Raw genomic sequence first — 12284 nt, 5'->3', positions numbered from 1 at the left:
ATTATCTTTCGTTTCGGATCTGAAATAAGACCAGTTCTTTCGTTTGTGCATTATACCGCGTAATAACATAACATTGTGCTGCAGTGCAAAAAAAACTTGTACTCTGCTCAAAGGTCAGTAATCTGCTCACAAATCAGACTAAAGTAAAGGTCTCAAATCAGACAATTGATGCATTGCGGTATAAATGAGGCCAACAGATAAAGCGGCTTATTGAATGCCGGAAGTAAGAAAAAGAGGGATATTTTGATGTCAACTAACCAGTCTACTGTTCAATCAGAAGAAACTGCTGCTGCCAATACAGGCGACTTGAAGGATCTTTATGAAGTAGGTGAAATTCCTCCGTTGGGACATGTTCCGCCTAAAATGTACGCCTGGGCGATCCGAAGGGAACGCCACGGTGAACCAGAATCTGCAATGCAGGTTGAAGTCGTGGATACACCGCAATTGGATAGTCACGATGTGTTGGTTCTGGTTATGGCCGCAGGGGTTAATTATAATGGCGTATGGGCGGCTCTCGGGGAGCCGATTTCTCCTTTCGATGTTCATAAACAAGAATTTCACATAGCAGGTTCCGATGCCTCCGGTGTGGTTTATGCGGTCGGTAATAAAGTAACCCGCTTTAAAGTTGGCGATGAGGTCGTCGTTCATTGCAATCAGGATGATGGCGATGATGAAGAGTGTAATGGCGGTGATCCGATGTTTTCCACAAGCCAGCGGATCTGGGGTTATGAAACTCCAGACGGATCTTTTGCGCAATTCGCACGTGTTCAGGATCGTCAGCTTATGCAGCGCCCAAGACACTTAACATGGGAAGAGAGTGCCTGTTACGTCTTAACTTTGGCAACAGCCTATAGAATGTTATTTGGCCATCGTCCTCATATCCTGCGCCCCGGCCATAATGTATTGATCTGGGGGGCGTCCGGCGGTTTGGGCTCTATGGCAATTCAGATTTGTGCAGCGGCTGGCGCCAACGCTATTGGCGTTATTTCTGATGAAAGCAAGCGCGACTTTGTTATGTCTCTGGGGGCGAAAGGCGTCATAAACAGAAAAGATTTTGATTGCTGGGGTCAACTTCCCACTGTTAACGGTGACGGGTTTGGCGAATATATGAAGAAAACCAGAGAATTTGGTAAAGCCATTTGGGAGATTACTGGAAAAGGTAACGATGTTGACTTTGTGTTTGAACATCCTGGAGAGGCGACTTTCCCTGTGTCATGTAATGTTGTGAAGCGCGGAGGTATGGTGGTTTTTTGTGCCGGTACCAGTGGTTTCAACTTAACCATGGATGCCCGGTTTGTCTGGATGCGGCAGAAACGCATACAAGGAAGTCACTTTGCGAACCTTAAACAAGCATCGCAAGCCAACAACCTGGTCATTGAAAGGCGCATCGATCCTTGCATGTCTGAAGTTTTTTCTTGGGATGATATCCCGCGGGCTCACACCAAAATGATGAACAACCAGCACAAGCCGGGTAACATGGCGGTGCTTGTTTCTGCAAAATATCCTGGACTTCGGACTGTTGAAGATGCCATTGAAGCAGGCAATTCATAAAAAAAGTCCTGGTTAACAAGGAAGAATAAGAAATGACGATGACCGAAATGTTAGATGACGCCGCTCCGGTATTGCTGGATGGATTGGAAAACCTTTGTGCTCAAGGGCTTGAAGCCGCCGAAACCCTAAAGCAAAAGGCTATATTGTCTGTCGCAGAGATGACCCGCGGTGAAAATGGACGCATTAGTGCGAAGCTGGTTGAAGAAAATCAGTATGCAACTCATGGTCTTGCTTGGTTATCAACATATGTTGAGGCATTGCGCGAAACACTCAACTGGTCACGTGAATTGAAATCTGAAGGAAAATTCGGCGAACTGGAGCAGTTGATGCTCCAAGCAGGGTTTAGTGAATATCTCAGTCAGATTGAAGGTGGCATTCCCATGACTCTGGGCGAGATTATCCGGCCTCTCGATTTGGGGCTGGACGACGACGCTGTGAACGAGTTTAAGATCGCTGAGGTCGTAGCATTGATGTCAAATGGCTACGCTCCGGCAGTTAAAGAGCGGATTGCTGTCCTGATTGCCGAAGGTATGGATACGGGCCATTTTGGTGAGCAGGGGCTGGATGAAACCTTTTCGATGATTCGTGATCAGTTTCGTCGGTTTGCCAATGAAGAAGTTATGCCCTTTGCCCATGACTGGCATTTGAATGACGAATTGATTCCCATGTCGGTCGTTAAGCAGATGTCTGAGCTGGGTGTTTTCGGTTTGACAGTTCCAGAGGAACATGGCGGCCTTGGTCTGGGCAAGATGTCCATGTGCGTCGTATCGGAAGAGTTATCGCGCGGGTATATTGGAGTGGGATCCCTGGGTACGCGTTCAGAAATTGCCGCGGAACTGATCTTGACCGGCGGCACCGATGCTCAAAAGGCGAAATGGCTTACCCCGATCGCGACGGGAGAGATTCTGCCAACAGCCGTCTTTACGGAACCTAATACAGGTTCTGATCTCGCGTCGCTAAAAACACGCGCCGTCAGGGATGGAGATGTTTATAAAGTAACAGGTAATAAAACCTGGATCACCCACGCCGCCCGGGCAGACGTGATGACTATGCTTGTCAGAACCAACCCGGATGAGCCTGGATATAAAGGTCTGTCCATGTTCCTTGCTGAGAAACCTCACATGAACGATGACGAGGATTTTCCTGCGGAAGGCATGACCGGCGGTGAGATTGAAGTACTCGGTTATCGCGGAATGAAGGAATATGAGCTGGCGTTTGATAATTTCGAAATCAAGACTGAAAACCTTCTTGGTGAAGAAGAAGGAAATGGTTTTAAGCAATTGATGCAAACTTTCGAAAGTGCACGTATTCAAACGGCAGCCCGGGCGCTGGGTGTTGCCCAGAATGCAATGGAGCTAGGCCTGCGATATGCGCTGGACCGGGTTCAGTTTTCGCGGCCGATTATCGAATTTCCAAGGGTTGCCGGCAAACTCGCCTGGATGTCTGTGGAAATAATGATGGCCCGACAGCTGACATATGCATCGGCACGGGCGAAAGATGAAGGACGTCGGTGCGATCTGGAAGCCGGTATGGCCAAATTACTGGGCGCGCGTGTTGCCTGGAATGCTGCAGACAATGCCTTGCAAATTCATGGTGGGAATGGTTTTGCGCTTGAATATCCAATTAGCCGGGTTCTTTGTGATGCTCGTATCCTGAATATTTTCGAAGGGGCTGGCGAAATTCAAGCGCAGGTTATTGCGCGGCGGCTTTTGGAAGGCGCGAACTAAAAAGTGGCCCAGTTAGGGCCACTAAGCTTCCTTTTTAGTCATATGCTCAAGTCCTAGTACAGCAGTGATGGTGGCCCCGAACAAGACGATGCCCCAGCTTACATATAGCCAAAGAAGAAAAATCGGGAATGCCGCCATCGCACCATAAACGATTTCGTATGACGGAAAATATTGCAAGTAAAGTTTGAATAGAGATTTTCCGGCGAGAAAAAGTCCCGTTGAAACCGCGGCTCCTACCACCGCGTGCCGCCACAATACCTTGCATGCAGGGACAATGCGAAAAAGCAGGAACAAAATGATAAATGGTAATGCGATCGGGATAAGGTCGCTCAAAAACTCCATGGATTTTGTCAATTGATATCCAGTGGCATCTTCACTAATATCGATGATCCAATTGACGAGAGTGAGGCTGGTGCCAATTGCGATTGGGCCAATGAGGGTGATAAGAATATAAATGATAAATCTCTTGAAGGGATTTCGTGTCGCTTCTACCTGCCAAATCTGGCTGAAGATTTCCTCTATGCTGGACATTAAAAACAAAGCAGTCACAGCAATTCCAGCCAAGCCGACCATAGTTAATTGATTGGCGTTAATAGTAAAACCCTGAAGCACAGCATCTATTTCTGAAAATTTTTCTGGTAAAAGATTTTCAAATAGAAAATGGGAAATTTTGTCCTCGAGATGGTCAAATGCCGGAATGGCGGTAAATAACGCGAAAACTACAGCAGCCAGGGGAACAATCGCGAGCAAAGTCTGGTAACTCAAAGCGGTTGCCATTCGCATGCAATGATGGCGAGAAAAATGCTTCCAGATTTTAGTCAGTATTTTTAGAATTTCGAATTTCTTCAAGATATTTCCTAGCGGGAATTAATCCGGGAACTTTTGACTTGCGAGATCTCCTCCCATTCCCCAATTTTCTTTTTTCACGTCGGTAATGATTACATTGACACTGTCTTCACCGCATCCAGTAACGCGCACCATTTCTGTTGTTAAGGATTTAACTAATTCCTGTTTTGTCTCGGGATCCCGGCCTTCGAACATCTCAACCCTGATAATTGGCATTTTCTTTCCTTATTATAACGTTATTGAAGGACAGTATGTTCCAAAATGGCTTCGCCTGTCACCATTCTATCAAAAGAAAAGCGGGAAAGATCCAGAGTGCGATACCCCCCAAAGTCAATCAATTCAGCGATTGCTCGGCCAACAGCTGGAGAGGCTTGAGCGCTGCGGCCCATAAAGCCGTTCGCGAAATAAAAATTGGTCAGTACAGGATGTGATCCTAAAACCGGGCTCTGATCAAATACATTAACAGTGTCATGTTCTGACAGGGCCTTTTCCATTGTAATCTTTTGAAAAGACGGAATACGATGCGAAAGAACTGGCCAAATATGTTCTTCAAATACATCATAATCGATTTCTGTACCGACGCAGCTGGGGTCATTTTCTCGGGGCGATGTGTAGCCCGCATAAAATAGGTTTCTGTCCTGGCGAAAATGCACCCCCGTTGGATCTACAATAACTGGACTTTCTTCTAATTGCACTTTGCTACTGAAGGAAAAGGTTTGACGCTTGCGCGCTTCCATAGGGAGATTAATCCCTGCCATATGCGCTATTCTAGCGGAATCAGTGCCAGCCGCATTAATAATCATATTGAAGCTGATAGTTTGACCGCTTGAAAGCGTGGTTGAATTTACACGGTTTTTGCCTTTGGCAATATCGACCAGTTCTCCAGTTTGAAATCGTACTCCAAGTGATCTGGCTTTTTCACGGAATGCAGCTCGTAAAAATCCTGCATTTAGACCGCCTTCTCCGGCTAACCCAAGGGATCCGCCTGCAAGATCGCTGTTATTTAACCATGGAAACCCACGCGCTAAATCTTCCGGATCCAACAAGCTGACGGATGCGCCGTATTGCTGATGAAGACTGTTCATATTGTAAAGTATGGGAATGTCTCGATCTTCAACTAGAAAAAGATAGCCGTTTTCCCGATAATTGACATTAACCGGGTTATCTTCAACCCTAAGAAACCGATTGAGGCCCGCCAGAAATTCTTGGGCAAATTGCGCCATTTGCATGTTTTCCGGCAAAGAGAACTGCTGGTGAAAAATGTCCCAAGACGAATTATTGTTATCGAATTCCGTTTCAATCACCAATACCGAGCCCGCAAAGCTGTCTGATGATTGTAAAAAATAAGCAATGGATGCGGCAATAACACCGCCACCAATAATGACAACATCTTCAAAAACTTGCATGAAACCCTCTGTCCAGATCGCACTCTATAGTGTAGCGTCTCTTCGGATTCATTTATATTATGTTATTGGCAGGCCATGCTGAATTATTTCATTATCGCTGCGGTTGTCGCAACTGCTCTCGTTCTGTTGTTTGGAGTGTTAACAATGGCAAGGGGAGGTGAGTTTAATCGCAAATACGGCAACAAGCTTATGCGTCTAAGAATTTTGATGCAGGCGATTGCCGTTATCTTGATAATGTTGAGTTTATGGGCTGCCAGTTCGGGTGGCTGACGGTAAGCAAACAATATTATGGTAAAATTGACAAAAATTTATACACGTGGCGGAGATACCGGACATACCTCTCTTGGGGATAGTACACGGGTCAGTAAAACGAGCCTACGGGTTGTGGCCTATGGTGAGGTGGATGAAGTAAATTCTGTTATTGGGATTGCGCGGCTGGCGGTTTCGGGAGAGGCCGGCGCTATGCTTTCGCGCATTCAAAATGACCTTTTTGATTTGGGCGCTGACCTTTGTACACCTGAGCAGGTGGACCCTAAATATCCTCCACTTCGAGTAATCCAGGAGCAGGTGGATCGTCTGGAACAGGAGATTGACAGTTTAAACGCTGATCTTTCGGAACTAAATTCGTTCATATTGCCAGGCGGGTCACCCGCTTCGGCGCATTTACATCTTGCGCGAACGGTTTGCCGGCGCGCGGAGCGTCGGATTATCGCTTTAGGTGATTCGGAAGAAATTAATCCATTAACAGTCGTTTATATGAACCGATTATCTGATTTTCTGTTTGTTTTGGGCCGGTATCTCAATAATAAGGGAAAAGAAGACGTTCTGTGGGTTCCCGGTGCCAATCGGTAGTAATTTTTGTCGTTAATGAGATATTTTAGCACTGATTTTAAATAAATATTTCGATGGGTTTCCGTCAATTGACAGACGGTCCTTTGGTATTTATTGTGCACTGCCGAAATAAATATTGAAACCCTACCTTTTACGGATGCAAAAAACGGTTTTTTGTAGGCCCGGAAGGCAAATTGGCTTGGAGATAACCGATCCATGAAAGTTCTCGTCGCTGTTAAACGTGTCGTGGACTACAACGTAAAGATCCGCGTTAAAGCGGACAATACAGGTGTAGACCTCGCGAATGTCAAAATGTCCATGAACCCTTTTGATGAAATTGCTGTTGAAGAAGCCCTTCGCTTGCGTGAAGCAGGTACTGCAACAGAAGTCGTTGCTTTCTCTGTTGGCCCGCAAGCCGCTCAAGAAACAATTCGAACTGCACTTGCTATGGGTGCAGATAGGGGAATTCTTGTAAAAACGGATGCGGAAGTTGAGCCGCTCGGAGTTGCAAAGCTCCTCAAGGCAGTCGCGGATGAAGAAAAGCCAGACCTTATTATCGTCGGTAAGCAAGCCATTGACGATGATTCAAATCAAACCGGTCAAATGCTCGCGGCATTGCTGGGTTGGGCTCAGGGAACTTTTGCGTCAGAAGTTAATCTCGACGGTGGGACAGCTAAAGTCACACGCGAGATTGATGGCGGCCTACAAACACTTGATCTGAAAATGCCGATTGTCGTGACAACGGACCTTCGATTGAATGAGCCGCGTTATGCTTCTTTGCCGAATATTATGAAAGCAAAGAAAAAGCCCATCGACGAAAAATCTCCTGAGGATCTGGGCGTTGATATTGCAGCGCGCCTGACAACCTTGAAAGTTGAAGAACCGGCGAAACGCGAAGCTGGTGTTATAGTAGAATCCGTCGCTGAACTGGTCAGCAAGCTCAAAGATGAGGGAGTTATATAAATGTCTGTTCTTGTCCTTGCAGATCACGATAACAGCGCATTAGGCGCTGCAACCTTAAACGCTGTTACGGCAGCTGGTGAATTGGGCGGTGATGTTCATGTGCTTGTCGCTGGATCTGGCTGTAGCTCAGTTGCCGATGAAGCAGCCAAAGTATCCGGCGTTGCAAAAGTAGTTCTTGTAGATGATGGTCTCTACGCAAATTCTCTGGCGGAGAATACTGCGGACCTCATTGTCTCCCTCGCTGGCGCATATGATGCAATTGTTGCTGCGGCAACGACGTCGGGTAAAAATATTCTGCCGCGGGTTGCCGCGCTGTTAGACGTTGCACAAATTTCTGAAATAACGGAAATCATCTCTGCTGATACCTTTGTTCGCCCTATTTATGCTGGCAATGCCATGGCAACAGTCCAATCAGGTGATGCAAAGAAAGTGATCACTGTGCGCGCCACGAATTTTGCAGCAGCTGAAGCAACGGGCGGATCTGCCGCAATCGAAGCGGGTTCGGCGACAGCAGATGGCGGCTTGTCGACTTTTGTTGGCGAAGAGCTTTCGAAATCCGAACGCCCGGAATTGACATCAGCGAAAATCGTTATCTCTGGCGGCCGTGGTATGCAATCGGGCGATAATTTTCCGCTTATCGAAGCCGTTGCTGATAAATTGGGTGCAGCTGTCGGGGCCAGTCGTGCGGCCGTTGATGCCGGATTTGTTCCCAACGATTATCAGGTCGGGCAAACAGGTAAAGTTGTGGCACCGGACCTATATATTGCGGTTGGGATTTCTGGCGCGATTCAGCATCTTGCCGGTATGAAGGACAGTAAAGTCATTGTTGCTATAAACAAGGATGAAGAAGCGCCGATATTCCAGGTGGCGGATTACGGGCTTGTTGCCGATTTGTTTAAAGCAATTCCGGAATTGGAAGCGGAGCTTTAATGGCTTGTGCGGGCCGAGAAACCCGGATTATGATTACGTTCACAATATACGCAGGAACAGGCGATGATTAATAAAGTTGGCGTTATTGGAGCGGGCCAAATGGGCAATGGTATTGCCCATGTTATGGCTGTCGCGGGTATTGATGTGGTTCTGAAGGATGTTTCGAACGAACAGCTTGAGAAAGGCTTGAAAGTCATCGAAACAAATTTGCAGCGGCAGGTTGGCCGGGGTAAATTGACCGAAGAGGAAATGGCGTCGGCCTTAACCCGCATAAATCCGACGATTACAGATGATCTGATGTCTGATGTTGATCTTGTTGTTGAAGCTGCAACGGAAAACGAAGAGATCAAAAAAGTGATTCTCGCGGATATATGCGTAAAGCTGAAGCCGGAAACGATTATTGCAACGAATACATCGTCTATATCTGTAACCCGCCTTGCTGCGGTAACGGATAGGCCCGACCAGTTTATGGGCATGCATTTTATGAACCCTGTTCCGGTTATGCAGCTGGTGGAATTGATCCGGGGCATTGCGACCAATGAAGAGACTTTTGAAAAAGTCAAACAATTGACCACACGTCTGAATAAAACCCCGACACCGGCGGAAGATTTTCCTGCCTTTATCGTCAACCGCATTTTGCTTCCCATGATAAATGAAGCAGTTTACACATTGTATGAAGGTGTTGGCTCTGTTCGGGCCATTGATACAGCCATGCGATTAGGTGCCAATCATCCTATGGGTCCTTTGCAGTTGGCTGATTTTATCGGACTAGATGTTTGCCTGGCCATCATGCAGGTTTTATATGAAGGCTTGGCCGATACAAAATATCGCCCCTGCCCGTTATTGGTTAAATATGTCGAAGCTGGATGGCTTGGTCAAAAATCAGGGCGTGGCTTTTACGACTACACCGGGGATGAACCCGTGCCAACAAGATAAGTCAAGCGGCATCGAGGATTTGAAGGGGCGGATTTCTAATCCGCCCTTTTTAATTTAGTCCGGGAATACGGAACCCGCATTTAATTCCAAAGCTGCTGAAAAAAACCTTGAAATTATTGTATCCAAGAGCTGTTGCCGTCGTCCGGATATCGCTCCCTTTCCAGTCGAAAAAATTCTAACCGGAACTAGCAGGCAGTGCAGAATTCCGAGGCGAAAATCATCCTCAGCTTCGCTGCGGCTGTAGTCAGTTACACCGGATTCCACAAGAGAATCATACCACGCATGTACGATTTCCATTTGATGGCCCTGGCGTTGCAAAATCGGTTCGCTGCCGCCAAGAAGGCGAGCAATATCGATGGTTCCAAGGTTTTTAGTGACCAGTTGCCAATCTAGAATAACAACCTCATTGCCGCCGGTTTCCCTGCTAAACATCAGGTTATCAGCTCGCAAGTCCCCATGGATAATTGACCTGGGGCGGCTGGCAATTTTCTCTTCCAGCCAATCGATATTTTTAGCCACCTTTGCCCCAATGCTGAGAGCTTCCGCGCCAATAACCGTGCCATGGGCTTTAGCAAATTTCGGCCAGTATTCGGCATAATGGTCAGAGTTGAAGTGGTCCCGTGCAGGGGCCCAATCCAGATTCTCGAGTTTGGGGCTATTCCAGTAGGCAGCGTGTATTTTGGCAATCTCACGGGCAGTCGTGACAGCCTGAGAATGCTCGATCCCCAGAATTTGATCCCCACTTGCAAGGGATCCCAAATCTTCCATGACCAATGCACCTGCACCGGCTGTTGCATCCGCAAAATATATTTCCGGCAGCCTTAAAGGCGCTGTTGGTGCGACATCACGATAAAAACTGACTTCCCTGAGGAAAGCATGCAGTTCATTTGCTGTTGCCTGGTAGAGGCCGCTTGTCGGCTGAAGTTTAACAATCACGGATTTTGGCGCAGTATTTGATTCAGTGTCTTCGAATTGCAGTCCCACTTTAAAAGTCTGGCTCAGAAATCCCCGGCCTTCGCCGACATTCGTTTTCGTAATCCGGCTGAGATGTGGAAAGCCGGAGTTCGGGAAAACGATTTCTTCGAACCATTGAGGAGTAATTTCTTCAACACTGCGCGGTATCGATACGGTCATTCAAGCGGTTCCTATAATAGCAACGTTGATTGCCATTTCATCGGGCCTCAACGTTTATAGATATTTCACATTAACCATATTCCAGTATCAAGACAAAAAAAATCCCGGACATCCATTACAAACGTCCGGGAAATAATTTTGTGAGCGAATACTTAGTTTACTTCAAACAAGCCCGCTGCACCCATACCGCCACCAATACACATGGTCACGACAACATATTTTGCACCGCGGCGCTTGCCCTCGATAAGCGCATGACCAGCAAGACGTGCACCGGACATTCCGTAAGGATGGCCGATTGAAATTGCCCCGCCGTCAACATTCAGCAGATCGTTGGGAATGCCAAGTTTGTCGCGGCAATAAAGAACCTGAACGGCGAAGGCTTCGTTCAGTTCCCAAAGGCCAATATCATCCATGCCAAGACCATGACGTTCCAAAAGTTTTGGAATTGCGAAAACCGGTCCAATACCCATTTCATCGGGCTCACAGCCAGCAACGACAAGACCGCGATAGGTACCAAGGGGCTCAATATTGCGCTGCTCTGCTAGTTTGCTATCCATAACGACGCATGCCGACGCCCCGTCGGAAAGTTGGCTGGCATTACCGGCTGTAATGAAACAATCTTCGCCAAGGACGGGTTTCAAATTGGCCAGACCGTCAAGCGTTGTGCTCGCGCGATTGCCTTCATCTTTCATCAATGTGACTTCTTCTTCCAAAGTCTCGCCCGTTTCCTTATTGACCAGTATTTTGGTCGTCGTCATTGGCACGATTTCTTTGTCGAATCGTCCCGCTTCTTGTCCGGCGGCTGTCCGCATCTGGCTTTGCAAGCTGTACTCATCCATTTGCTCTCGCGTAATGCCGTAACGGGTTGCGACTGTTTCTGCGGTTTTCAGCATTGGGTCGTAAATAGCCGGCTTGTTTTCCGTCAGCCATTCATTGCGCGCCCGGAAAGTATTCGAATGTTCATTCTGTGTCAGGCTGATGCTATCCATACCACCGGCAACCATGACGGGCACCTTGTCGACAATTACGCGCTGTGCTGCCATTGAAATGGTTTGCAACCCGGAAGAACAAAAGCGATTGACGGTTGTTCCTGCAGTGGTAATTGGCATGCCCGCACGCAAAGACGCCTGCCGGGCAATATTGCCGCCCGTTGCTCCTTCGGGATTGGCAACGCCAAAGATAACATCTTCAACTTCGGCAGGATCGACACCAGCGCGTTCAACCGCGTTTTTGATGACATGCCCTCCCATATCTGCACCATGCGTATTGTTAAAGGCGCCGCGATATGCTTTGCCGATGGGGGTTCTTGCGGTGGATACGATAACGGCTTCAGCCATTGGACTTCTCCTGTTTGTTATTCTTGTTTAAACGACACTTTCCTAGTGTCGGCGGCTATTGGGCGCAATTCTATATAGTGTCATGCACAATGAAAAGACGGAAAATGCAGAAAGCGGATTAGCAACCAAAAAACTGGGAAAATAGTCTCCCAAAGAGCCGGTTTAGACGATTTCCAATACTGATTCCGGCGGACGCCCAATCCGCGCCTTGCCATTTGCCAGTACGATAGGGCGCTCAATAAGTTTTGGGAAATCTACCATGGCTTGAAGAAGCTGATCGGTCGTCAGATTTGCGTCGGAAAGATTATTTTCCTTATATTCTGCTTCACCTTTTCTCATGAGATCCCTCGGTTGCATATCAAGCAATTTTAATATGTCACGAAGCTCCTCCAGGCTTGGCGGGCTCGAAAGATAGTCGATGATTATTGGCTCAATTCCATTTTCTTCCAAAATTGCAAGAGTTTGGCGCGATTTACTACAGCGCGGATTATGCAGCATTTCAACAGACATATATGGAGACTCCCAAGAAAATTGATGGATCGGCTATTATTCTTTTTAGCGTAGTCAATACAGGTAATCCAGAATGGAATTTTTTCAATTGCCGGTTTCAAAATTTGCCGTGT

13 protein-coding genes are annotated in these 12284 nt (G+C 47.2%); 7 read left to right on the top strand and 6 right to left on the bottom strand.

The genetic code is table 11. The annotated features are described in order from the left end of the window. The first annotated feature begins 246 nt into the window (after positions 1 to 246). Both ccrA and NBZ79_RS17895 read left to right on the top strand, forming a co-directional pair. Positions 247 to 1551 carry a crotonyl-CoA carboxylase/reductase gene (gene ccrA, locus NBZ79_RS17900; RefSeq protein ID WP_251934020.1) on the top strand — a complete coding sequence of 435 codons (1305 nt, stop codon included), beginning with the start codon at positions 247 to 249 and terminating at the stop codon, positions 1549 to 1551. Positions 1552 to 1598: 47 nt separating this feature from the next. Then, on the top strand, positions 1599 to 3278 hold the full coding sequence (locus NBZ79_RS17895; RefSeq protein WP_420854624.1) for an acyl-CoA dehydrogenase family protein: 1680 nt from the start codon (positions 1599 to 1601) through the stop codon (positions 3276 to 3278). A gap of 21 nt (positions 3279 to 3299) precedes the next feature. On the opposite strand, the gene NBZ79_RS17890 is transcribed toward NBZ79_RS17895, so the two are convergent. The 3 genes from NBZ79_RS17890 to NBZ79_RS17880 are packed head-to-tail and all read right to left on the bottom strand — an operon-like array spanning position 3300 to position 5530. Then, positions 3300 to 4127 (bottom strand): YihY family inner membrane protein, encoded by an 828-nt coding sequence (locus NBZ79_RS17890; RefSeq protein WP_251934018.1) that lies wholly within the window; start codon positions 4125 to 4127, stop codon positions 3300 to 3302. A gap of 18 nt (positions 4128 to 4145) precedes the next feature. Further along, a complete protein-coding gene (locus NBZ79_RS17885) occupies positions 4146 to 4340 on the bottom strand; it encodes a tautomerase family protein (protein WP_251934017.1) in 195 nt (64 codons plus the stop codon). A gap of 20 nt (positions 4341 to 4360) precedes the next feature. Beyond that, positions 4361 to 5530 carry an NAD(P)/FAD-dependent oxidoreductase gene (locus NBZ79_RS17880; protein ID WP_251934016.1) on the bottom strand — a complete coding sequence of 390 codons (1170 nt, stop codon included), beginning with the start codon at positions 5528 to 5530 and terminating at the stop codon, positions 4361 to 4363. A gap of 75 nt (positions 5531 to 5605) precedes the next feature. Between NBZ79_RS17880 and NBZ79_RS17875 the strand changes: the two genes are divergently transcribed. The 5 genes from NBZ79_RS17875 to NBZ79_RS17855 all read left to right on the top strand — a co-directional run bounded on the left by NBZ79_RS17875 (position 5606) and on the right by NBZ79_RS17855 (position 9190). Further along, the gene (locus NBZ79_RS17875; protein WP_251934015.1) at positions 5606 to 5800 is read left to right on the top strand and encodes a twin transmembrane helix small protein; all 195 of its coding nucleotides are present in this window, start codon (positions 5606 to 5608) and stop codon (positions 5798 to 5800) included. An 18-nt stretch (positions 5801 to 5818) separates the two neighbouring features. Next, complete coding sequence (locus NBZ79_RS17870; protein ID WP_251934014.1) at positions 5819 to 6382, top strand: cob(I)yrinic acid a,c-diamide adenosyltransferase; 564 nt, start codon at positions 5819 to 5821, stop codon at positions 6380 to 6382. Positions 6383 to 6577: 195 nt separating this feature from the next. Continuing rightward, on the top strand, positions 6578 to 7324 hold the full coding sequence (locus NBZ79_RS17865; protein WP_251934013.1) for an electron transfer flavoprotein subunit beta/FixA family protein: 747 nt from the start codon (positions 6578 to 6580) through the stop codon (positions 7322 to 7324). Then, complete coding sequence (locus NBZ79_RS17860; RefSeq protein ID WP_251934012.1) at positions 7325 to 8254, top strand: electron transfer flavoprotein subunit alpha/FixB family protein; 930 nt, start codon at positions 7325 to 7327, stop codon at positions 8252 to 8254. A gap of 63 nt (positions 8255 to 8317) precedes the next feature. Further along, the gene (locus tag NBZ79_RS17855; protein ID WP_251934011.1) at positions 8318 to 9190 is read left to right on the top strand and encodes a 3-hydroxybutyryl-CoA dehydrogenase; all 873 of its coding nucleotides are present in this window, start codon (positions 8318 to 8320) and stop codon (positions 9188 to 9190) included. Between the two features lie 54 nt (positions 9191 to 9244). On the opposite strand, the gene NBZ79_RS17850 is transcribed toward NBZ79_RS17855, so the two are convergent. The 3 genes from NBZ79_RS17850 to arsC all read right to left on the bottom strand — a co-directional run bounded on the left by NBZ79_RS17850 (position 9245) and on the right by arsC (position 12171). Further along, complete coding sequence (locus NBZ79_RS17850; protein ID WP_251934010.1) at positions 9245 to 10324, bottom strand: phosphotransferase; 1080 nt, start codon at positions 10322 to 10324, stop codon at positions 9245 to 9247. Between the two features lie 152 nt (positions 10325 to 10476). Then, entirely contained in the window at positions 10477 to 11661 is a 1185-nt protein-coding gene (locus NBZ79_RS17845) for an acetyl-CoA C-acyltransferase (protein ID WP_251934009.1), read from the bottom strand. 162 nt (positions 11662 to 11823) lie between these two features. Further along, complete coding sequence (arsC, locus tag NBZ79_RS17840; RefSeq protein ID WP_251934008.1) at positions 11824 to 12171, bottom strand: arsenate reductase (glutaredoxin); 348 nt, start codon at positions 12169 to 12171, stop codon at positions 11824 to 11826. Positions 12172 to 12284 lie beyond the last annotated feature (113 nt).

It is taken from the genome of Sneathiella marina (assembly GCF_023746535.1).
Lineage (GTDB): Bacteria > Pseudomonadota > Alphaproteobacteria > Sneathiellales > Sneathiellaceae > Sneathiella > Sneathiella marina.
This window is presented reverse-complemented; position numbering and strand designations above follow the sequence as displayed.